Annotated in this window: 22 protein-coding genes; 17 read left to right on the top strand and 5 right to left on the bottom strand. The window is 49.5% G+C overall.

What is annotated here, in order from left to right; translation table 11 throughout:
* Positions 1–4 precede the first annotated feature (4 nt).
* Complete coding sequence (locus ACQY69_RS08195) at positions 5–1,279, top strand: sensor histidine kinase (protein ID WP_428260041.1); 1,275 nt, start codon at positions 5–7, stop codon at positions 1,277–1,279.
* A 305-nt stretch (positions 1,280–1,584) separates the two neighbouring features.
* Here ACQY69_RS08195 and ACQY69_RS08190 read toward each other — a convergent pair whose 3' ends face one another.
* Positions 1,585–2,400 (bottom strand): aldo/keto reductase, encoded by an 816-nt coding sequence (locus ACQY69_RS08190; protein ID WP_428260040.1) that lies wholly within the window; start codon positions 2,398–2,400, stop codon positions 1,585–1,587.
* 63 nt (positions 2,401–2,463) lie between these two features.
* Between ACQY69_RS08190 and ACQY69_RS08185 the strand changes: the two genes are divergently transcribed.
* Positions 2,464–2,703: a hypothetical protein gene (locus tag ACQY69_RS08185; RefSeq protein ID WP_428260039.1), complete on the top strand. Its 240-nt coding sequence runs from the start codon at positions 2,464–2,466 to the stop codon at positions 2,701–2,703.
* On the opposite strand, the gene ACQY69_RS08180 is transcribed toward ACQY69_RS08185, so the two are convergent.
* The 3 genes from ACQY69_RS08180 to ACQY69_RS08170 all read right to left on the bottom strand — a co-directional run bounded on the left by ACQY69_RS08180 (position 2,678) and on the right by ACQY69_RS08170 (position 6,726).
* Entirely contained in the window at positions 2,678–4,330 is a 1,653-nt protein-coding gene (locus ACQY69_RS08180) for an APC family permease (RefSeq protein WP_428260038.1), read from the bottom strand. The two genes, ACQY69_RS08185 and ACQY69_RS08180, sit on opposite strands and share 26 nt — an antisense overlap.
* A 310-nt stretch (positions 4,331–4,640) precedes the next feature.
* Positions 4,641–6,356: a helix-turn-helix domain-containing protein gene (locus tag ACQY69_RS08175; protein WP_428260037.1), complete on the bottom strand. Its 1,716-nt coding sequence runs from the start codon at positions 6,354–6,356 to the stop codon at positions 4,641–4,643.
* A 34-nt stretch (positions 6,357–6,390) separates the two neighbouring features.
* Entirely contained in the window at positions 6,391–6,726 is a 336-nt protein-coding gene (locus ACQY69_RS08170) for a winged helix-turn-helix transcriptional regulator (protein WP_428260036.1), read from the bottom strand.
* Positions 6,727–6,887: 161 nt separating this feature from the next.
* Between ACQY69_RS08170 and ACQY69_RS08165 the strand changes: the two genes are divergently transcribed.
* The 15 genes from ACQY69_RS08165 (at position 6,888) to srtB (ending at position 20,421) form a co-directional block, all read left to right on the top strand.
* Entirely contained in the window at positions 6,888–7,559 is a 672-nt protein-coding gene (locus tag ACQY69_RS08165; RefSeq protein ID WP_428260035.1) for a 4Fe-4S binding protein, read from the top strand.
* A 2-nt stretch (positions 7,560–7,561) separates the two neighbouring features.
* Entirely contained in the window at positions 7,562–7,696 is a 135-nt protein-coding gene (locus tag ACQY69_RS08160) for a hypothetical protein (protein ID WP_428260034.1), read from the top strand.
* 41 nt (positions 7,697–7,737) lie between these two features.
* On the top strand, positions 7,738–7,995 hold the full coding sequence (locus tag ACQY69_RS08155) for a glycine/betaine ABC transporter ATP-binding protein (protein ID WP_428260033.1): 258 nt from the start codon (positions 7,738–7,740) through the stop codon (positions 7,993–7,995).
* A gap of 55 nt (positions 7,996–8,050) precedes the next feature.
* A complete protein-coding gene (locus ACQY69_RS08150) occupies positions 8,051–8,185 on the top strand; it encodes a 4Fe-4S binding protein (RefSeq protein WP_428260032.1) in 135 nt (44 codons plus the stop codon).
* On the top strand, positions 8,182–8,412 hold the full coding sequence (locus tag ACQY69_RS08145; RefSeq protein ID WP_428261040.1) for a hypothetical protein: 231 nt from the start codon (positions 8,182–8,184) through the stop codon (positions 8,410–8,412). The genes ACQY69_RS08150 and ACQY69_RS08145 overlap by 4 nt, the downstream gene beginning before the upstream one ends.
* 181 nt (positions 8,413–8,593) lie before the next feature.
* On the top strand, positions 8,594–10,189 hold the full coding sequence (locus ACQY69_RS08140; protein ID WP_428260031.1) for an amidohydrolase: 1,596 nt from the start codon (positions 8,594–8,596) through the stop codon (positions 10,187–10,189).
* A 177-nt stretch (positions 10,190–10,366) separates the two neighbouring features.
* Positions 10,367–11,212: a tyrosine-type recombinase/integrase gene (locus ACQY69_RS08135; protein WP_428260030.1), complete on the top strand. Its 846-nt coding sequence runs from the start codon at positions 10,367–10,369 to the stop codon at positions 11,210–11,212.
* 365 nt (positions 11,213–11,577) lie between these two features.
* The gene (locus ACQY69_RS08130) at positions 11,578–12,183 is read left to right on the top strand and encodes an HTH domain-containing protein (protein WP_428260029.1); all 606 of its coding nucleotides are present in this window, start codon (positions 11,578–11,580) and stop codon (positions 12,181–12,183) included.
* On the top strand, positions 12,180–13,841 hold the full coding sequence (locus ACQY69_RS08125) for a vWA domain-containing protein (protein WP_428260028.1): 1,662 nt from the start codon (positions 12,180–12,182) through the stop codon (positions 13,839–13,841). The genes ACQY69_RS08130 and ACQY69_RS08125 overlap by 4 nt, the downstream gene beginning before the upstream one ends.
* Before the next feature lie 171 nt (positions 13,842–14,012).
* Positions 14,013–15,314, top strand: a complete 1,302-nt coding sequence (locus ACQY69_RS08120; protein ID WP_428261039.1) for a phenylacetate--CoA ligase family protein — start codon at positions 14,013–14,015, stop codon at positions 15,312–15,314.
* Between the two features lie 34 nt (positions 15,315–15,348).
* Entirely contained in the window at positions 15,349–17,100 is a 1,752-nt protein-coding gene (gene iorA / locus ACQY69_RS08115) for an indolepyruvate ferredoxin oxidoreductase subunit alpha (protein ID WP_428260027.1), read from the top strand.
* Position 17,101: 1 nt separating this feature from the next.
* Positions 17,102–17,677, top strand: a complete 576-nt coding sequence (locus ACQY69_RS08110) for an indolepyruvate oxidoreductase subunit beta (RefSeq protein ID WP_428260026.1) — start codon at positions 17,102–17,104, stop codon at positions 17,675–17,677.
* Positions 17,678–17,829: 152 nt separating this feature from the next.
* Entirely contained in the window at positions 17,830–19,128 is a 1,299-nt protein-coding gene (locus tag ACQY69_RS08105; RefSeq protein ID WP_428260025.1) for a phenylacetate--CoA ligase family protein, read from the top strand.
* A 24-nt stretch (positions 19,129–19,152) separates the two neighbouring features.
* Positions 19,153–19,581 carry an ACT domain-containing protein gene (locus ACQY69_RS08100; protein WP_428260024.1) on the top strand — a complete coding sequence of 143 codons (429 nt, stop codon included), beginning with the start codon at positions 19,153–19,155 and terminating at the stop codon, positions 19,579–19,581.
* A gap of 27 nt (positions 19,582–19,608) precedes the next feature.
* On the top strand, positions 19,609–20,421 hold the full coding sequence (gene srtB / locus ACQY69_RS08095; protein WP_428260023.1) for a class B sortase: 813 nt from the start codon (positions 19,609–19,611) through the stop codon (positions 20,419–20,421).
* 312 nt (positions 20,422–20,733) lie between these two features.
* Here the strand turns inward: srtB and ACQY69_RS08090 are convergent, their stop codons facing one another.
* Positions 20,734–21,741 carry an AraC family transcriptional regulator gene (locus ACQY69_RS08090; RefSeq protein WP_428260022.1) on the bottom strand — a complete coding sequence of 336 codons (1,008 nt, stop codon included), beginning with the start codon at positions 21,739–21,741 and terminating at the stop codon, positions 20,734–20,736.
* Between the last annotated feature and the right edge of the window lie 102 nt (positions 21,742–21,843).

The following is a 21,843-nucleotide window of genomic DNA, read 5'->3' as shown; positions in this document are numbered from 1 at the left end:
GATCATGATACATTTGGCTGGGGGCATGGTGATTCTTGTAATGACTCATATCTTCTGTATAGCCGCTATGAGCGAGAGAAAATATTCCGTCAGAAAGACCGCGCTGATATATGCGGTTTTCGGCTTTTACTTCATCGCTTTGACGCTGGTCGTTTTCGCGTTGTTTGGCAGCAATTCCGCCGATACGGCCTTTATCAGTTTTACCAGCACTATCTTCGCAGCCTTTTTTCTCTTTATCCTGACCTCGACCGATGCTTTTTGTAAGAAGCTGTTTTTGTTTATCAGCCATTCCAATTTGTTCTGCATATTCTTCTGCATCGCTATCCTGGTGTGCAATGGGTTGTTTCCCTCATTGTCTGAGTCGGGAGCGATGTACGCGAGGAATATGGTGAGGACGATACTGTATTTGCTGGCTATATTGATATATCTGAAGTTCCTGAGACCCTATGTGCGTGCAGTGCCGGGGACGAAAAAGAAGACCTGGTATTCTATCGCGCTGGTCTCGCTGCTGTTCCTGGCAGTCTTTACGTCCTTTGTCGTATTTTTGTACGCAGGCTACGGCCATGCAGGCGAAACGATATTTTTCTTTGCGGCCGTCGTACTGATATATTGTTCGGTGCTCTGGGTGATATTCAGGACGATACAGCATATCGACTACGAAGCGAAGACGGAACTCATCAGCAAGAATGTTGAATACCTGCAGGGACAGCTCGCTCTGGCAAAGGAAAATGAACTGACGGCCAGGACCATCCGTCATGATTTCCGCCACCACAACCAGATCGTCGCGGCATTGCTTCAAAAGGGTGACATCAAAGAGGCACAGCGCTATATCGAACAGTATGACGAGAGTCTGGAAGCGGCAAAGCCTGAGAGGTTCTGTCCCAATACGACAGTCAACGCCATTCTGAGCAATTTCTATATAAAAGCGCGAAAGGATGGCATATCGGTTTCCATTTCCGCCGACACGCCCGGGGAGGCATCCATCGAAGACATGGATTTTGTCGCCATTCTTTCCAACATCCTGGAAAATGCTCTCAACGGTTGCAGAGAATCCGGCGTAGATGGGGAGATCCGTGTGGATATTCGTTCGGTAGCAAATAAGGTCGTCATCGTATGCAGCAACCCGTGCAAAGCCGGCCTGGAAATCGAAAACGGCATGCTCCGCAAAAGGAGCACCGGCATCGACAGCATCGTCCTCGCCGCCGGGAAATACGACGGCGACATCCGCTACGAACTGGAAAGCGGATATCTGACCGTCTGCGTCATTCTCAACACCTGACCGATCACGCTGCCTTTATTTTCGATAATGTTTTTCGGACATATTCCTAATAAGTCATATTTCATGATGTAGTTTTGGCATTTTTACCTTATTTCGGCCGGTTATCGGAAGATGATATGCCAAAACTCTTTGTGTCAATATGTAGTTTTGGCATTGCTGAAGCTATATTCCTATAGAAATATGCCTAATTATAAGATATAAAAGCTTTTATAGGCATATTGCCTCGGGGAATGAAAGGGCTTCGACTTGATTTATGCCAAATGAACAGAAAAAATTCGCAGTTTTAGTATTTATTGCTGTGTACCTTATTCATGTATTTTCAGTCCATGTATCATCTTTATGAATGCCGGGTCATCGTGATTGACGATCTCACTGTGGCCGACATCCAGTTTGGCGATTTCAGCCATATCGTCGTCGGTGAGAGTGAAATCCCAGATGTCGAAGTTCTGCTCCATCCTGTCTCTGTGGACTGATTTGGGAATCACCACGACACCTCGCTGGGTGTTCCATCGGAGAGCCACCTGAGCCGCGCTCTTTCCATACTTTTCACCTATCTTAGTCAGCACCGGATGGGTGAAAATGCCGAAATTCCCTTCGGCAAAGGGACCCCATGCTTCCGGGCAGACGCCGTACTCCTTCATGCAGGCCAGCGCGTCTTCCTGCTGGAAGAACGGGTGCAGCTCCACCTGGTCGACGGCGGGCATTATCTTCACCGTTTCGCAGAAATCGGTCAGGCGGGCAGGGTAAAAGTTGCACACGCCGATAGCCTTCAGAATACCTTCCTCATAAGCCTCTTCCATTGCTCTGTAGGCACCGATGTAGTCGCCCATAGGCTGGTGGATGAGGTAGAGATCCAGGTAGTCCAGTCCCAGATTTTCCAGCGAAGTCCTGATTGCCTTCCTGGCCGATTCGTAGCCGGCATCCTGGACCCATAGTTTGGTGGTGATGAAAAGTTCCTCACGGGCGACTCCCGACTCGGCGATGGCCGCGCCTACGGCGGACTCATTCATATAAGCCGCCGCCGTGTCTATCGATCTATAACCCACATCGATAGCGTCGGCCACTGCCTGTTGGCACTGGGCCGGCTCCGGGACCTGAAAAACCAGAACCTGCTTATCCACACCCAGATAGGGTTTTGGGGAAAGCTGAGCAGAGAAAAGCTGCCGACATGCCATTTTCTTTATATGGATGAATGGGATGCATATCAGCAGCTTTCGGAAGCAGGATCTTTCCCGACATTTACGACTGAGGCATTCGCCGACAGCTGGTCACGATCCGATAAGAAAGTGGTACCTATCGTCGATGATGAAGTCAACGTCACCTATTACTTCGCCTGCAGCGCCAACGACCGCCATCGTTTCCAGCCGCTGATACGGCAGCTTCAGGAGAAATTTTCTGTTACGAAGGATTACGATCAGTTTTGATGCCTGCGATAAAGAAGATGATACCAAGGACAGCACCGCCCAGTCCACACCAACGACAAGTATTAATCATGGCGTAAAAATCTCCAAGGAAACAGTCTCCGTAAGTAGACAGATAATAATCTGGTCCCCAGGAGCCTTCGTACCAGCCTATCACGAAAGAGCCTACAAACATCAGTATGCCGAAGACCATGAAGAATATACCTATTCTCCATATGTCGCCCTGTGCAAGTCCTGTCTTTGGATTTACAGGATAGCTGTCGGGATCATTTACAGCCAGGCCTCCGTACAGCCGTTTAAAGATCACATAAAACACAAGCCCAGACGCTGTTATGAGAAAGCTCAGAGTAAAGAATTCCAGTCCATTGACCATTATACCGACAAAACCCATAAGAAACATACCGCCGATGACATATGCTTTGAGCAGCTTTCCACCCTTTGCGTACCATACTGTTCGCTCCTCTACAGGGTATTTTTTTCTTATTTTCAGGAACGCGAAGGCCAGACCTACATAAAGGATGAACAGGACCGGAGAGACGATGTTCACTATCATGGAGAAGTCAAAGTTGACAAATATGATGGTCACCGCTGCCAATATAATTATAGGCCAGAAAGGCATCTTGCTTTTTTTAGTAAGTTTAGCCAAGAAGCTTGGACACAAATTGTCCTCTGCAAGTATGAGGAACAGTCTGGAGCCACTGGCAATAACGGAGTTGGTAGTGGAACATGAGGAAATTACAGCCATTATCATAAATGCAACTCCTAATGCAGGTCCTGTATATGTTATAAGAACTGATGAATAATTCAATGTTCCGTCACCTATTCCCGTTCCCCAGTTTTGATAATTTCCGAGGGAAGCCAGACCGGCTATGGTAGGCAGGAGGAAGTTAAGGGCGATTACTATTATGGAGACTTTCATTCCCTTAGGAACGATTTCGGGATTGGCAATTTCACCACCAAGGTTGGAAATCTGTATATAGCCGCAGTAAAGCCATATTCCTATAGCCAGGCCGGTCCCCAGACTTGATACTACATCTGTTCCTTCAGGGATAAAGGGATCGACAGGGTTATAGTTCCAATTGGCAAAGCCTACGATAGTCACCAGAGCGAACATTACGATAATTATTATGGAGAAGATAGTGCTGAGGATGCTTACTTCTTTGAGGCCGATGAGATTGACAATGGTCAGAATCACTACAATAGCGATTTTTATTATAGTAGCGGCCAGCGGTGTCAGCGATATGATCTGTCCGATATATCCTACGGCGATGACTACATAGGCGGCTTGCCCCAGATATATCGCCAGCATTAACCACCAGTTCATACAGAAGCCCCACATTTCGCCATATGCCATTCGCATCCATACATATGGGCCAGCATCCACCGGCGCCAATGCTCCCAGCTCTGCCGTGTAGATTCCCATAGGTATCGCCCAGAGGATAGGAATTATTATCAGAAGGGCGATTGTGAGACCGGGACCTACGCTTGGTATCATATCTTCGACGCCGAAGGCTCCCGCTGCACACATACAGAAAATGAGAAAGACTATTCCGGCAAGAGAGAATCTGGTTTTATGCATAGCGGCTGAATTATCGATCGTATTAGCGGAAAAATCTGGTCTTGTAGTCATGATATTCCTCCTTTTAAAATTGTAGATAGTGTAGGAACAAGGCGTCATTAACTTGAAATAATATGCCTTGACTGGTTTTTAGAATACAAAATATTTTCTGAAAATTATATATTATTCTTGCTGTCCGGGTTGTCGATTTGAGAGGGAGAAAGACTGAGACATATGCTTTTTATCGTGGAAGAGGGGACAAATCTAATATTCGACCGCAATAAAATAAAAAATGACCGCATTCATAACGGTCATTAATTGATATTATATCGAACACATGCTTTATTATCGTGAAAATTTTCGCATGGTTTGATAAACGCTTTTATTCTAATGGCAGTATACTTATGAAACATAAGGTTTCGCACTGTATGTGCAAAGATAAAGAGAACGATTCTGATACTGTTAAAGTTCTGCTTTCGGAAAAAATTTTCTGTTCTATAGCTTTTATCGTCGCTTCGGGCAATGTATTTTTGTCATATCCGCTTTGACAGAGGCGTTTCATTTTTTCAAGATATCCGTCGTAGTCTTTAAGTGACAGGGTGTTTATAAAAATGGGGCTGCCGATCAGATCGTCGGAGAGCTTCAGAACTATGTCATCAGTGCGGAAAGGATGAGTATTCCAGCAAAGAATGTGGTAACTCTTTCCACTCTTTAATGATATATAATGAGCGTCAATATGGATATCGTCATGCTCTCGTGTAATAAACTGCAATAAATAATATAACGGAGTTTTTACAGACCCGTCGGTATTGTCGGCACAAATCGTTCTGCAGCTTCTCGTTGTGCCGAGATTGAATCTACATGATTGTTTTATCATTAAATCGTCTAAAATTTTCTGTATATGAAGCGTTAAGTTTTCATTATTTTTGCCGCAGATATCTGTCTCAGGTTCTTCCAAAATGACTTTTATAGAAAAAGAACAGTTACCGGGTGGAGTGTTTTGAAGCTTTTGCAATATATCAAAATCAACGCTCTGTTCAGACAAAAGGTCAGGATTGTAGAAGACCAGTTCAAGCTGAGGACGCAACGATTCCCAAGAAGTATTTGGATCGATATGGATGATCTGGCTGACAGGATCTGTAGAAAAATTGTCGGAGAAAGGACTCAATTCTTCAAGAACTCTACTTGAGATGTCGGCGAAATCTTTTATATCATGCACTATTACATCAGGCAAACATCTGGCGATGGTGCTGCCAGTGTATCGTGTTCTATATTCCTTTGGAGACATATCAAACCAGAACGTAAAGTGCTTATTATAATAAGACGCATTGGAAAATCCTGAACTCAGGGCGATGTGGGATATGGAAAGCTCTGAAGCCAGAAGATCATATTCAGAAGTTTCAACACGAGCCATGTTTATGAAATCCCTATAGTTTATACCGATCGTCTGGGAAAACAGATGGGATAGATAGTAAGGATTCAGATTTTGCTTAGACGCTATTTCCTCCAAAGTTGAAGGCTCGACATAATTTCTATATATATCATCTATTATTTCTCCCAATCTTTCAGTTTGCCTTATATCTTGGAGCCGTTTGAAAACGAACGTCCTGTTTTCTTTGTCTATGGTGAAACCGCGAAATTCCCTGTAGAGAACATCAAACATTGTTTTGAGCGTATCTTTTATTTGATGATGGAAACCTTCTTCACGTCGTATGAATTGATCCAATATGGAAAAAATGCAGTATTTAAGTTGAAGCTGCTGATTATGGTAGAGCAATAGTGTTTTATCCGTCGGCATAGTGATTATAGTTGTGCGGATATTAGGAAATAACTTTTCAAGATATTCAACGTCAGCGCTCAATATCAATACTTTATTTTTACCATTTGGAGAAGAAAGAGCGTGAATGTCTTCACTATGAATATAGCGGAAGTCATTTTTTCTGAGATGATAAGTATTGAATGTCAACCGCAGATCTACACAGCCGTCCAAGACGTAGATCAGTTGAATATCATTATGCATGTGTATTGGATAATGTCGTATTGAAACGATTTCTATTTTTACCGGTAAACCTTCTTCATAGAATATATTTTTTAACATAAAACACCTTTATATAATGATTAACTATAGCACATCAAACTGCCCCTGCTTCTTCCGTCAGCTTTTTATAGTTGGTCCCCCACGCTCCCATGGCGTCCAGAACAGGCTTAAGACTGTATCCTGTCTCCGTCAGGGTGTATTCGACCCGGGGCGGCACTTCGGCGTAGACTGTCCTGACAAGAAGTCCATCTTCTTCCATGGATCGGAGATTGGCTGTCAGCACCTTGGGAGAGACTTCCCCCACAGCCTTCCGCAGCTGGCCGAATCTCATGGTCCCTTTCAGCAGTTCTCTTATTATCAACACCTTCCAACGATCGCCGATGAGCATGAGGGTAGTTTCGACGGGACAATCCGGGAGTTCTTTTATCATTACGCTTCTCCTTTCCAAAGCAGTTCTTTTTCGCGATATCTCCAATAATATCTAATGGGTAACTATATTACAAAAAAGTGCTTACTTTTCAAAATTTCTCTATGGCGTATAATAACACCGTAAAGAACGATTGTCAAAGGAGAAAAGGAGCGTATAAGAAAATGAAAGAGAAGGATTGCCTGAAAGAACTGAGAGCCATAAAAGACGTCACCTTCGCCACCGTGGATGAAAAAGGATGTCCCCAGGCCAGGATAATCGATGTGATGCTGGTAGATGATGAAAGGATATATTTCTGCACGTCACGGGGGAAGGATTTTCACCATCAGCTCATGCGGGACGGGAAGGTGGCCGTTGTAGCCATGAATGACAGGTATCAGATGATACGGGCCACCGGAACCGCTCAAAAGCTGGACGATGAAAGAAAATGGATAGACAGGATATTCGAGGAAAATCCCGTCATGAACGACGTGTATCCGGGAGAAAGCCGCTATGTGCTCGATCCATTTTACGTGGACATAGACTGGATGGAATTCTTCGATTTGGGAAAGCATCCTATATACAGGGAAACCTTCGACATGGCGGCCCGGAGAAGCTCCTCCGGCGGGTCCGGTGATCGGACCGACGGGGAAGCCGCGCCAAAGGGGTTCCATATAACGGATGACTGCATAGGCTGCGGGATATGCAGCGAAAATTGCCCGCAGCAATGCATATCGGAAGGAGCGCCGTATCATATCCGGCAGGAGCACTGTCTCCATTGCGGTCTGTGCGCCGAAAGCTGCCCGGCAGGAGCTGTTGTGGCCAACCGGCCGGCCTGTTCAAAAGGAGATGAGTGACCGTGTTCGGAGATATGTGGGAACTGCTGACGTCACGAAGTGATTTCTTTGCTGATTTGGCTCTGGAGCATCTGGCCATTTCTCTGTCCGCCGCCGTTACCCTTCCCAGCTTTCCGGAGGACAGCAGCAGCGGGTAGGCATCGCCAGAGCGTTGGCCGCTTCGCCGGAGATACTGCTGATGGACGAACCCTTCGGAGCCGTGGACAGTATCACCCGGACCCAGCTCCAGACGGAGATCAAGGAGATCCACAGGAAGACCGGCGTCACTATCGTCTTCGTCACCCACGACATATCGGAAGCCCTTTATCTGGGTACCCGGGTGCTCGTCCTTGATAAAGGAGAGACACAGCAGTATGACACGCCGGAAAACATCATTGACAGTCCGAGGAATCAGTTCGTGAAGGCTCTGGTAGAAAAGAGCAGACGCGGCATTTAGAAAAAGAAGAAAGAGAGTGTCCTGACGACAGAGCGTCGGAGAAAAGGAGGCGAACATGACAAATATAGCTGAATTGAAGATAGATACCGGCAAATGCACAGGCTGCGGTCTCTGCGTCAAGGTATGCCCCGGCAGCATCATCTCCATAGGAGGAGCAGGAAAGGCTGCTGGAGGCAGGACACCGATATAGCGTGCGCCTATTTCGAGCTCCTTTGCTGCGCCCACGGACTTGGAGCGATCATGATGAGCTATTGTCTGGATGTGCTGGATATGATGCCGGACATCAAAGCGCTTTTGAATATCCCTGATGATCACTATATGGGGATGGCTGTCGGCTTCGGTCATCCTGAGATCAGATACGCGAGAGGCGTGGAGAAATACGGCCGCCCTCAGGTGGATGTGAGGACTTTTCTGTGAAAGCACGATCATGTTGTGATTTAGTTGTCATGGGCGATGAGGACGGACCGGGAAAAGAAGCGCGAAACAGTCCGCAAATTTTTCCGAATGTTAAAACAACTAGCAATTAAGAGATTTACTTACGGTCATCTTTCGAGTATATTTAAGTCATAAGAAAGAATATTGTCAGGAGGGATGAACCATGAATCTTGTATTGAAAAGCACATCGATCTACGATGGAGTCAGCGGAGCGCCTTTTGCAGGCTACATAGAGATCGAGGACAACAGAATAAAAAACGTTATAAAAGGGGAGACAGATAGATACGACGACACGTCCAGATACCAGGTCAGAGACTGCGGGGACAGGACTATAACCGCGGGACTTATAGACAGCCATATCCATCTTTTCCTCGGATCCCTTCACAATGCCACAGTGGATATCTATGAAACATCCACAGAGGATGAAGCGGCCAGGAAGCTGTACGATTTTTATAAGGACAGAGACGACGAATGGATCCTGGGCTTCAGATGGTCCAATTACAGATGGCCTGACGAGAAGCTTCCGGTGAAGGAGACCCTTGACAAGTATTTCCCGGACAGACCTGTCATTGCCTTCAATGACGAACTCCATGCCGTATGGGTAAACAGTGAGACGCTCAGAAGATGCGGCATCGACAAGGATACACCGGATCCGGCGGGCGGGACCATCGCCAGAGATGAGAAGGGTGAACCGACAGGATATTTGCTGGAACAGCCTGCCATGGCGCTTGTCACGAAGGACGCCCTCAATGTCGGCCCGGAAAAGGAAGAGGAACTCATCGAAGGGTTCATCAGGATGGCTCATACCAAAGGCGTAACATCGGTAGGAGCCGTACATGTGCTGAAGATAATGAAGCACGAGGCCTGCAGACGTCTGGAGGAGAAGGGCAAGCTGAAAGAGAGAGTTTTCTTCGCGCCTCATATGGAGATGGATTTTGACGAGGCGTTGAAGCTGAAGAAGGAATATACATCAGATAAATTGAAATTCCTGGGGCTCAAAGGCTTTATGGATGGTACGCCGCTGGGATATACAGGCTACATGGTAGAGCCTTATATGGATAAGCCGGGCTTTCGCTCGGAGCCGCTGGTATCGCAGGAATGGCTCGATGCCAAGAGCAAGGAATGTTATAAGAACGACATACCTCTCAGGCTGCACGCCTGTGGAGACGGTGCTGTCAGGATGGCTCTGGACGCTTATGAGGCAGCCAGAAAAGAGTATGGTGACAAAGATGTGAGAAATACCATCGAGCATATAGAAGTGCTTCATCCTGACGACCTGGACAGGTTTGCCGAGACCAATACTATCGCCAGCATACAACCGTGTCATATCCTGATGGAGACCCTGGAAGGCCATCCTATTTTCAGCATGCTGCCGCCAGACAGAGTGAAGCTGGCATGGCCGGGCAAATCACTGGCCAGGGCAGGCGCTGTCGTAGCTTTCGGTACCGATTATCCGATAGTTGAGCTGGATCCGGTAGATACCATATACAGAGCGGTAAAGAGGCGTATGGAAGACGACCTCCCGGAGGACGGCTGGAATCCGCAGGAGAAATTCACCCTGGCGGAAGCCATCGACAACTGCACTAAGGGTCCGGCTTATATGATGCGTATGGAAGATAAGCTGGGGACGCTTGAGGAAGGTAAATTAGCTGATATCAACGTGTTCAGCAAGAATATCTTCGAAAGCGAAGAGGATATACCGTCTGTCAAGACAGATATGACTGTGTTCGACGGAGAAGTCGTATACGATAACCTGTAGTCGCGAGACATCCGCACCGCTGTGCGCATAAAAAGAAAATCACGTCGATTCGTCAGTCGTCAGTTGGCAGAGTCGAAATGCGTCGTAAAAGACCATTTTGACTCTGCTTTTTTATTAAGTAAAATAGCCGTTTGCAGTATATATTATATAGTAAGAATACTATCGGAGGACGAGAATGTGAAAGCGAGAAGGATAACTAAAGAAACAACAGCCGGATTCGAGCGATATCTTCATCAGGAGGAGAAGAGCCGGGGTACTGTGGACAAGTACGTTCGGGACGTAAAAGCCTTCGCCGTCTGGCTGGCTGGCGAGCAGGTGAGCCGGGAAAAGGCGGCCGACTGGAAGGAGCATCTGCTGAACGAAGGGCGGGCGCCCGTTACGGTCAATTCCATGATAGCTGCTGTCAATACCTTTTTCAGATTCATGGGATGGGACGATTGCCGAGTCAAATCTCTGAGGCTGCAGAAGCGGTTCTTCAGAGAAAATGAGCGAGAACTGACAAAACCTGAGTACGAACGACTCCTGAAGGCTGCTTACGATCAGGGAAAGGAAAGGCTGGGGCTGCTGATGGAGACCATGTGCGCCACAGGGATAAGAGTCAGTGAAGTCAGATATATAACGACGGAAGCGATAAAAAAAGGCAGGGCTGAGATTTCCATGAAGGGAAAACACAGAGTTATCCTGATACCGGATAAGCTGTGCAGAAAGCTGAGGAAATACGTTGTCAGGACAAAGCGAGGGGATGGCGAGATATTTACCGGCAGGAACGGCCAAAGTCTGGACCGCAGGCAGATATGGGCCGAGATGAAAGCGCTGTGCAAAATAGCGGGAATAGCTGCCGAAAAGGTATTTCCCCATAATCTGAGGCATCTTTTCGCCAGGTCGTTTTACCAGGTATTCCAGAATATCGTCAGTCTGGCCGATGTACTGGGACACAGCAGTATCGAGACGACCAGGATATATCTGATTTCCACGGAGGAGGAGCACATAAAAAAAATAGCACGTCTGGATCTGGTGCTATGAATCAACAGGACAAAATAAGTATTTTGTCGCGTTACCGTATTCGTTTTCTTACATATCCCAATGTAACTTCATTAATTCTACCACGAAAATCAGCTATTTACAAGAAAATATATGAAATCATAGCAGCTTTTACCGGCCTGACGGATTTCGGGATGTAGGGCCGCCTTCGTTTAAGGACAAAAAAACCAATCGTTCAGGATTTAAACATGAACGATTTTCTTTGCGTTCTCTTAAATTTCATCATACGGCGGTGAGGGCTCCTCACTCGCCTGAAAAAACGCGGCATCATGCCGCTTTTTTTGATTTCCGAAGACTCGATACCGGACAAAATACTTATTTTGTCGTCAGGAAAAGAGGTAGGACAGATGGGAAGAGGCAAACTGAACAGAGATGAGATAGAAGCGCTGAAACGCAATCCTTATGTGACGAGCGTAAACGAGAAGAGCATTTCGTATTCGCGTCAGTTCAAACAGCTTTTCATGGAAAGGTATCTGCAGGGCATAGGCCCGACGGAGATCTTTCTCGACGCCGGTTTCGATGTGAGAGCGCTGGGCTCAAAGAGAATAGAGAGAGCCTGCGCCAGATGGAAGGAAGCCTATGAGTCAGGTTCGCTGGAACAGGCCCCCGCGCCGCCGGAGAAGATGACGGAGCTGAAGGAGCGTCGGGAAATTCTCGGGAAGAAACGTCGGGGGCAGGCCGGGAAGAGCCAGGTCGATATCTGCAGGAAGCAGGCGGAGGTCATAAAGAAACTGAAGGCGGAAAACGAGCTGCTGAGGATCGTTTGCGGGATGACTGCTGCAGGACGTGGAAAACTGCCTGACGAGGAACAACTGTGTCAGGCCATAGAGGACGTCGGCGGCAGGGAGGAGTATCGTGGGTGCATTTCGTATCTCTGCGGAGCCGCCGGGATATCGTCAGGCACCTACTACAGCCAATGCAGGAAAAGACAAAAAGAGGAGAACGCAAAATGAAGCTGAGGAAAATTTTAACGCTGGCTCTGTCGGCAGTGATGGCGACAGGGTTGCTGACGTCTGTCAGCTTTGGACAGACAGGTACGGGGCAGCAATGGGATGTATCGAAGAGCAAAACTGCCACCCAACTGGACAAGGATTTCATATCCGACGTGACGTTATCACTGCCCGCAGCTGAGGAACAGCTGGTGAGCGACGTGGTGCTGGTACTTGATAAATCGACCAGCGCCGCTCTGGAAGAACAGGCTCTGGCCATGCTCAGGGAGCTGAAAGGGCAGGTCGAGGAGACAAATGCCAAGGTGAAGGTAGGAGTAGTCATTTTCAATAAAGAGGCTCATGTGACAGACTTCAAGGATCTGGCTACTGAGTATGACGCCATAGAGGCCGCCGTGAAGCAGGATATTTCCAGCGGTACCAACACTCATGCCGGATTGCTGGCGGGTAAGGAGATGCTGGACAATGACACGGATGTGGATGATTCCAGGAAATATCTGATATTCGTCAGTGACGGTATCACATATATGTATGATTCAGAGCCGACAGCCACCGCCTGGAGCTTTATGGCGGACGCGGTCAACGACTGGGCAGGTCCTGACAACTGGGCGTCCAAGTACGGCAGCAATGAAGCTCCTGACAATTGGGCAGCATGGCTGGAAGAAACGGGGGCTCAGGTGGAAGCTCAGGGAACGGAATATGAATATCCTTACGATGATTACGAAGAGCTTAAAGCGGCCGGAAGTCTGAACGCGACGCCGGTCGACAGCAGCGCCGATTACGCTAATTCAGTGGATAAAGCCCTCTGGCTGACATATCAGACGTATCAGCAGTGCGCGGAAAGCTACAATTGCTATGCTATGACGGCCGGCAGCAGTTCGGGAGAACAATACCTGTGGGGTCCTTCATTTATGGAGTATCTTTCCGGTGGGGAGGATGTCAGCTTTGACTCGATAAAGAACGATATATATTATCTCCTGGATGCCGGCAGCAAGGTCATCGATGAGATGGGATGCGGCACCGATAACGCGGGCAATAGCTACGACTTCGATTTCGTGGATGAGACGCCTGTACTGACAGTGGGCGGTATACAGATAGAAGGTGTGGAATCCACGGCGGCAGATGGAGCCACATCGTCGTATGTCTTCGGTGACAAGGGCGACGGTGAGCCGCGGTTCATGCTGGATTATTACAGGGACGGCTATACGGAAGAGACCGGTGGCGAGACATATGGCGAGTGCTTCGTGCTGACTGTAAACGAGCCTGTCTCTCAGTTCAGCCCGGTCCAGCTGACCTATTCAGTAAAACTCATGGATCCTTCGACAGAACCGGGGACATATGGTCAGTATGACGCCGACGGCAGCGAAGGGTTGTCGGGCCTCTACACCAATAATCAGGCTGTGCTGCTGCCGGTGGCCACCGGAGGAGCTGTTGGTGAAGCTGAGCTGTTCCCGATGCCAACGGTATCATATACCGTTGAAAAGACTGGCGGGACACAGCCTGGAGATACCGGGGATGCAGACACTGACGCAGATAACGGTTCGAAAGGCAGCGGGACAAAGACTGGCGACGACTTCAATATGCTGGCCTTTGTAGGCGCGGCGCTGGCGGCTGCAGCGGCTGCCGGAGCGACGGTGCTGATCAGAAGGAGGAAAACTGATTGATAACGACGGCTGCGCAGAATGCTGCGGCCGTGATAAGGACAAAGAGCGCGGGAACAAAGCCGCGGCCTTCATCTGAGAGGGTCGCGGTTTTGTTTTGCACTACCATTTCGCCGGATTTTATGGTATATTAGTAGAGAATAAAAAATCGGAGAGGAAAGAAAGATGGAACATATTATCTGGAACAGAGAGATGGAATGTGCCGACAGGGAGACCAAGAACGCCATCCAGCTCGACCGATTGAAAAAGACGGTGGACACATGTTACAACAATGTGCCGTTTTACAGGAAGAAATTCGATGAGATAGGATTGAAGCCGGAGCATATAAAGACGCTGGACGATATCCGTCATATCCCGTTTACGACGGCCGACGATCTGAAGGAGAACTATCCTTTCGGCCTTTTTGCCGTACCCAAGCGGCAGATAGTCAGGATACACGGTTCGTCGGGAACTACGGGAAAGCCCAAGGTGGTGGGATATACCAAAAAAGATCTGGAAAACTGGACCGAGATAATGGCCAGAGTCATATGCGCGGCGGGGGCCAATGCCGATGATATCGTGCAGATAGCCTTCGGGTACGGACTTTTCACAGGCGGATTCGGACTCCATTACGGTATGGAAAAGATAGGCGCCATGGTAGTGCCTCTTTCCAGCGGGAATACAGAACGTCAGATAATGCTGATGCAGGATTTCGGCAGCACGGTACTCATCGCCACGCCGTCATACGCTCTTTATCTGGCGGAGGAGATGGCCAAGCGGGGGATAGACAAGGATACTATAAAGCTGAGACTGGCTCTTTTCGGCGGCGAAGGTCATACGGAGGAGATGAGGGCGAAGATAGAGTCCCAGCTGGGCATCCTTGCTACTGAGAATTACGGCCTGTCAGAAGTAGGCGGCCCGGGATTTTCGGGAGAGTGTTACTTGAAGAATGGATTACATATAGCTGAGGATCAGTTCATTTCCGAGGTCATCGATCCGGATACGCTTCAGCCGCTGCCGATCGGCGACAAGGGCGAGTTGGTAATAACTACGCTGACTAAGGAAGCCTTCCCGATGCTCAGATACAGGACCAGGGACATCACATGGCTGATGGACGAACCGTGCGCCTGTGGAAGAACTTCCATGAGGATGAAGAAGGTACAGGGAAGAACCGACGATATGATGGTGATCAGAGGCGTCAACGTGTTCCCTTCCCAGATAGAGTCGGTCATCATGGCTATGCACGAGATAGAGCCGTTCTACGAAATCATCGTGACGACGGAGGAGTACCTGGACAGGATAGAAGTGAGAGTGGAATTTTCCGACGCGTCATTGCTGGACGACTACAACAAGCTGGAGCAGCTGAGAGCAAAGATAAGGCACAATATAAAATCGGTGCTCAACATAGACGCCAAGATAACTCTCGTTACGCCGGGCACGCTGCCTAGGTTCGAGGGCAAGGCCAAGAGAGTGATAGATAAGAGGACCAACAAATAGCAGTAAATACAAAAGAAAGGCAGAAGATAAAGATATGGAAAAGAAGATAATGCTTGGCAATGAAGCGTTCGCCAGGGGAGCATACGAGGCCGGCGTGAAAGTCGTGTCGTCATATCCCGGGACTCCAAGCACAGAGGTGACAGAAAACCTGGCAAAGTACGATGAGATCCATGTAGAATGGGCTCCAAATGAAAAGGTGGGAACGGAAGTGGCGATGGGCGCTTCCATCGGCGGAGTACGCTCCCTGTCGTGCATGAAGCACGTAGGGCTCAACGTTGCGGCCGACCCGTTCTTTACGGCCGCTTATACGGGCGTTACGGGAGGCGCTGTAGTTCTGGTGGCCGATGACAACGGATGTCATTCCAGCCAGAACGAGCAGGATTCCAGATACTACGGCAGGAGCGCCGGAGTGCCGATGCTGGAGCCGTCCAATTCCCAAGAGTGTAAGGACTACATGAAGCTGGCATATGAGATGAGTGAGAAGTATGACACCGTCGTGCTGATACGTTCAAATACCAGGATATCCCATTCCAGAGGAATCGTGGAGATAGGCGAGAGGACAGAAAGGGAACGGATCCCGTATAAGAAGAATATCCAGAAGTATGTGGCCATGCCTGCCATGGCGAAGAAGCTCCACGTGGCACAGGAAAAGAGAATGGGACAGGTGGCAGCCGACAGTGATTCCATGGAGATAAATCGGATCGAGATGGGAGATACGTCTGTCGGCATCATTACCAGTGGTATCTGCTATCAGTATGTGAAAGACGCGATGCCTGATGCCAGTGTGCTGAAGATGGGTCTCATCAATCCGATACCGAAAAAGCTGATAGAGGATTTCGCTTCCAGAGTGGATAAGCTCTACGTGATAGAGGAGGGGAACCCATTCTTTGAGGAACAGATAAGAGCCATGGGTATAGAGCTTGCCGGAGGCAAGGATATGTTCACCATACAGGGCGAATACAGCGCCAACATGATAAGGAAAGCATTCGGGCTGCCGTTGGCTGAAGCGGCCGAAACCGAGGCTGATGCGGCAGATGCTCCGGGCAGGCCTCCGCTCATGTGCGCCGGATGTCCTCACAGAGGATTGTTTTACATACTCAATAAGCTCAAGAAGACGGTCATGGGTGATATCGGATGTTACACCCTGGGCGCGCTGGCGCCTACGTCGGCCATGGACGCATGTCTTTGCATGGGCGCTTCCATCACTATGGCTCACGGATTTGAGAAGGCTGTCGGGGACAGCAAGGACGTCGTTGCTGTGCTGGGGGACTCCACTTTCTTCCATTCGGGGATAACCGGCCTGGTCAATATGAACTACAACGGAGCAAAAGGGACAGTCATCGTGCTGGATAACAGGATAACAGGCATGACGGGCCATCAGGACAATCCGTCGACGGGAAAAGACGCCAAGGGCAACGAGGCGCCGGCCATAGATATCGCTGTGATGTGCAGAGCCTGTGGCGTGAAGCATATCGTCGAGGTCGATCCATTCGACATAGAAGAGCTGGAGGAAGCCATAAAGACGGAGACGGCCAGGGAAGAGCTGTCGGTCATCATAACAAAGAGACCGTGTGCTCTCATAGTGAAGCAGCCTGATATACCTTATGTGGTCACGGACAGATGTAAGAACTGCAAGATGTGTATGAAGCTGGGATGTCCTGCTATCGAAGAAGAAAACGGAAGACCGGTCATCGTACCGGACAGGTGTGTAGGCTGTGATCTCTGCGCGAGAGTATGTCCTTTCGATGCCATAGAGATGGTGGCAGACGGAAAGGAGGCAAAATAAAATGAAAAAGGCCAATATACTGATAGTAGGAGTAGGTGGTCAGGGAACTTTGCTTGCCAGTGTGCTGCTGGGGAACCTGGCATTGATGAACGGATATGACGTGAAGCTGTCGGAAGTCCATGGTATGGCTCAGAGAGGCGGCAGCGTGGTGACACATGTGAAGATAAGCGAGGGGACTGTCAACTCACCTCTTATCGAGGAGGGAGACGCAGATATCATTATTGCCTTCGAGGAGCTGGAAGCCTATAGATGGCTGCCATATCTGAAAAAAGGCGGCACCATGTATGTCAATACTCAGCAGATACTCCCGATGCCGGTGATCCTGGGGCAGGCCAAATATCCTGCCGACATCATGAAGACCTTGAAAGAGAAGACCGGGGACGTGAAGGCATTCGATGCTCTCAGCATTGCCGAGGAGTGTGGCAGCGTCAAGGCTGTCAACGTTGTGCTGCTGGGCGCGGCGTCAAAAGACCTGCCCTTTGACGAGGATGCATGGATAAAGGTCATCGAGGAGAACGTGAAGCCGAAGTTCGTGGAGCTGAACAAGAAGGCCTTCGAGATGGGCAGAAACGCGTAGGCGGCCGCGACGCGCGGTAGAGACAATGAAGCCCGGCTGAGCTGGACACCTCGATGTCGCTCTTTGAGCGACAAATACAATGAAGCCCGGCGGTGCCGGATACCTGATGTCGTGCTGCGCACGACAAATAATAAGAAAGGAACAATCATGAAATGATCTGGAATAAGGAGATGGAATGTGCGGACCGCGAGACCATGCGGGCGCTGCAGCTTGAGAAGCTCAAGAAGACAGTAAAATACGAGTACGACAATGTGCCGTACTACAGGAAGAAGATGGACGATGCAGGGGTAAAGCCTGAAGACATCAAGTCGCTGGACGACATAAGAAAACTGCCGTTCACCACGAAAGAGGATCTGGCCGTCAATTACCCGAGAGGCCTTTTCGCGGCGAAGAACGAGGACATCATCAGGATACACGCTTCGTCGGGAACGACGGGCAAGCCGAAGGTGGCGGGATACACGCAGAATGACCTCGACATCTGGGGCGAGTGCGTGGCGAGAGCCCTGACATGTGCCGGACAGGACAACACGTCCATCGTACAGGTGGCGTACGGATACGGACTGTTCACGGGCGGACTCGGAGCCCACATAGGAGCCGAGACGATAGGAGCCACCGTCATACCGATGAGCAGCGGAAACACGAAGAAGCAGATAATGTTCATGCAGGATCTCAAGAGCACGGCGCTGGCATGTACGCCGTCGTACGCTCTGACCATCGCCGAAGGCGTTGCAAAAGAGGGCATAGATCCGGAAACTCTGCCGCTGAAAGCGGGAGTTTTCGGAGCCGAACCGTGGACTCAGGGCATGAAGGAGAGCATCGAAAAGGGCCTCGGGATCAAGGCATACGACATATACGGCCTGACGGAGATCATAGGCCCGGGAGTTTCCATAAGCTGCGACGAGAACAACGGCATGCACGTGCAGGAAGACTACTTCTATCCGGAGATCATCGATCCGGAAACGCTGGAGCCGCTGCCTGACGGGCAGATCGGCGAGCTGGTGTTCACGACGCTGGGCAAGGAAGGATTCCCGATGATAAGGTACAGGACGAGAGACCTGTGCTACCTGATGAGGGAAAAGTGCGGATGCGGCAGGACAAACGTAAGGATGAGCAAGATCCTCGGCAGGACGGACGACATGCTCATCATCAGAGGAGTCAACGTATTCCCTTCGCAGATAGAGGAAGTCATCTCCAAGTTCGAGGAGCTGACCATAAACTACATGATCTACGTCGGAAGGGAAAACAACAAGGATACATTCGATCTGGACGTGGAGCTGGCACCGGGGCTTGCCATAGACGACATAAAGTTCATAGAAGAGCTGAGGGGCAGACTGAACCACGCTCTGAGAGATATGCTGGGCATAGGCTGCAAGGTAAGATTCCTCAACGAGGGAACGCTGCCTAGGAGCGAAGGAAAAGCAGTGAGAGTTAAAGATTCGAGGAACCTTTAGGATAAGCACAAGGAGGAAAGTGAAATGTTGATCAAGCAGATGTCGGTGTTTGTGGAAAACACCACCGGAAGACTGGCCGAGCTGACGAGGATACTGGCTGAGCACGGTATCGATATAAAGGCCAGCACCATAGCCGATACGGTGGATTTCGGCATCCTCAGGTGTATCGTGCCGAATCCGGAAGAGGCCACAAGGATACTTACGGAAGCCGGATTCACGGCCAGCATCACGGAAGTGATAGCAGTTTCCATCGAAGATAAGCCGGGCGGATTCCATAAGGTGCTGCAGATACTTGCCGATAACGATATCGCCGTGGACTATATCTATTCGGCCATACAGGCAAAAGACGACAAGGCCATCATCATGATAAGGGTAGAGGAGCAGGAAAAGGCCATCAGGGTATTGACATCCAACGGCATAAAGCTCTTCAGCATGAGCGAGCTGGGCGCATAGGAACTGCTGGCAGAGAAAGGCAAAGATGTGAGAAGAGGAACGGGAAAAAGCAGAGGAAAAGCGAAAATGGGTCTGGGACGAAAGATAATCCTGGTGATATGCCTGATAGTTTTTCTGGGCTCTGCGGGCGTGCTGCTGGATTACTTCATAAACGGAGCACGGGAGCAGGGCGCTCTTGAGGACCTTAAGGGGCTGCAGACGGAAAGAGAGGATCTTGTCACGGACAAGGGCACTATCATAGGCAAGTACGCAGACCTGTACCTTGCCAACGATGACATCATAGGCTGGGTAACGATAGAGGATACAAATATCGATTATCCGGTGATGCAGACGCAGGATGATCCGGAATTTTACCTGCACCGCGGCTTCGATAAGGAGTACGCGGCATCGGGCGTGCCGTTCATGGATGCGGTCAGCGATATCTTCGTGCCCACGTCGAACTTCCTCATATACGGTCACAACATGAAGAACGGCACCATGTTCCACGACCTTCTGGAATACGAGGACAAGGCGTTTTACGAGCAGCACCCGACCTTTAAGTTCGACACCATATACAAGGGCGGACAGGGAACGTATCAGGTGATCGCTGCGGGATATACGCAGATATATCCTCAGGATTCAAAGAAGTTCAAGTATTACCAGTACGCGGGGATGACGACGGAGACGGAATTTTACGAGTACCTGCGGGGCGTCAGGGAGATATCGTCCTATGACACCGGCGTCAGCGCCGAGTACGGGGATCAGCTCATAACCCTGTCCACGTGCGCATACCACGTGGAGGACGGGCGATTCATCGTCGTGGCCAAGAGGACGGATGCAAAACAGCGCGTGCCGCAGTAAGAAGTTGAATATGTCGGACGTAACGGCGCCGGTCGGAGAGAGCTCCGGCCGGCGTTTTTAAGTTGGCTTGCGCGTTTGCAGTTGCCGGGCGGGATTTCGGAAAACAACTGCAAAACCCAATGGTTTTGTGTATATCGGACTATTTTTGTAAAGGGCTCGGAGCCGCTTTTTTGCGGCTTTAACGGGCACGTCGGAGAGAGACGGGCGGTAAACGTTGAAAATTTTACAGTCGGCGACCGGATCTGGTGGCAGCAACTGCAAAAGAGCGTAAAAATCACATTGCGCGCCGGCAGTCTCGTACGCCCGGCAGTCTCACGCATCCGGCGGCCACGCATCCGGCAGCCCTTTGAACGGGATGAATGACATATCGATGAGTTCGGGCACCTGAAGTTCCGCGAAACGGAACAGGATAAAGTGCTCGAGCTCTTCTTTTTTCTCTTTCGGATCGTAATATCGGTTCTCTTCAGCCTGCGCCTGAAGCCGGCGCATCTCCTTCCTGTATCGGTGCGGCGTCGTGTTGGTCCAGCTCCTGAAGACGCGGTAATAGTAGTTTGGCGATGTGAAGCCGACTTTATAGGCTATGTCCGAAACATTGTCATTGGTCTCCAGAAGCAGTATGGAAGACATATATGACCTGACATCCATAACGACACGGGGAAAACCCCTGTAGGAAGTGGTCATGAAGAACCTCGACAGGTATTTGTAGTTGAAGTGGAGCGTGTCGGACATCTTTCCGAGAGTTATTTTTTCCGCGTAGTTTTTCTGTATGTATATCAGGATGTTTTCGTAGAGGGTCTTTGCATCGGGGGAGTACTCCATATATCGGGCTATGAAGTCGAAGAAGTGAAAATGCTCCAGCATCATATCCACGATCTTTACGGCAAATCTCGTCGCCGTCGGACCGGCAGGCAGTTTGGGGTGCGGGAAACAGTGAAAATACAGCATCGTCAGCAGCAGGCGTTTCAGTTCCTTCAGCTCTTCCTGCTTCGATTCCGGTATGGCGAGGGGCTCGCACATGAAGTACAGCATATCGAGGTCGTCCCTGCCGAATACGGGATCCGTAAGATCGAAGTAAAACGAAACGATCAGGTTTTCCGTGTCCGCCGACGTGTAGTGTATGTCGAAGGGGTCGAGGGATACCAGCTCCCCTTCGTGGAGGAGCACTTCCTGAGATCTGGTGGTGACGGTGACGGGCCCGTGCAGACAGTAGAGGATCTCCAGAAAGCCCGTATGGTGATGAGGTGCTTCCCGGGTCACCGAGTATATGGATATCCCTGCCGGTGTGTCCGGGATCGTATCGGGTTTGATGTTTCCTTTCATGATATTCTTCTCTTCTGCTCCGATGCGTTTTCAAAAACTATACTTTTTTCTACCTAATTATACAAAACAAGGGTGAAAAAGTACATATAATTATCTGAAAAA

Source organism: Gallibacter sp. Marseille-QA0791, from assembly GCF_965119705.1.
Classification (GTDB): domain Bacteria; phylum Bacillota; class Clostridia; order Peptostreptococcales; family Anaerovoracaceae; genus Lentihominibacter; species Lentihominibacter excrementipullorum.
This window is presented reverse-complemented; position numbering and strand designations above follow the sequence as displayed.

Coding starts and splice junctions, on each gene's coding strand:
- ACQY69_RS08195 (WP_428260041.1), top strand. CDS start 5: ATGATACATTTGGCTGGGGGCATGGTGATTCTTGTAATGACTCATATC.
- ACQY69_RS08185 (WP_428260039.1), top strand. CDS start 2,464: ATGGATGAATGGGATGCATATCAGCAGCTTTCGGAAGCAGGATCTTTC.
- ACQY69_RS08180 (WP_428260038.1), bottom strand. CDS start 4,330: ATGACTACAAGACCAGATTTTTCCGCTAATACGATCGATAATTCAGCC.
- ACQY69_RS08175 (WP_428260037.1), bottom strand. CDS start 6,356: ATGTTAAAAAATATATTCTATGAAGAAGGTTTACCGGTAAAAATAGAA.
- ACQY69_RS08170 (WP_428260036.1), bottom strand. CDS start 6,726: ATGATAAAAGAACTCCCGGATTGTCCCGTCGAAACTACCCTCATGCTC.
- ACQY69_RS08165 (WP_428260035.1), top strand. CDS start 6,888: ATGAAAGAGAAGGATTGCCTGAAAGAACTGAGAGCCATAAAAGACGTC.
- ACQY69_RS08155 (WP_428260033.1), top strand. CDS start 7,738: ATGGACGAACCCTTCGGAGCCGTGGACAGTATCACCCGGACCCAGCTC.
- ACQY69_RS08150 (WP_428260032.1), top strand. CDS start 8,051: ATGACAAATATAGCTGAATTGAAGATAGATACCGGCAAATGCACAGGC.
- ACQY69_RS08140 (WP_428260031.1), top strand. CDS start 8,594: ATGAATCTTGTATTGAAAAGCACATCGATCTACGATGGAGTCAGCGGA.
- ACQY69_RS08130 (WP_428260029.1), top strand. CDS start 11,578: ATGGGAAGAGGCAAACTGAACAGAGATGAGATAGAAGCGCTGAAACGC.
- ACQY69_RS08125 (WP_428260028.1), top strand. CDS start 12,180: ATGAAGCTGAGGAAAATTTTAACGCTGGCTCTGTCGGCAGTGATGGCG.
- iorA (WP_428260027.1), top strand. CDS start 15,349: ATGGAAAAGAAGATAATGCTTGGCAATGAAGCGTTCGCCAGGGGAGCA.
- ACQY69_RS08110 (WP_428260026.1), top strand. CDS start 17,102: ATGAAAAAGGCCAATATACTGATAGTAGGAGTAGGTGGTCAGGGAACT.
- ACQY69_RS08105 (WP_428260025.1), top strand. CDS start 17,830: ATGATCTGGAATAAGGAGATGGAATGTGCGGACCGCGAGACCATGCGG.
- ACQY69_RS08100 (WP_428260024.1), top strand. CDS start 19,153: ATGTTGATCAAGCAGATGTCGGTGTTTGTGGAAAACACCACCGGAAGA.
- ACQY69_RS08090 (WP_428260022.1), bottom strand. CDS start 21,741: ATGAAAGGAAACATCAAACCCGATACGATCCCGGACACACCGGCAGGG.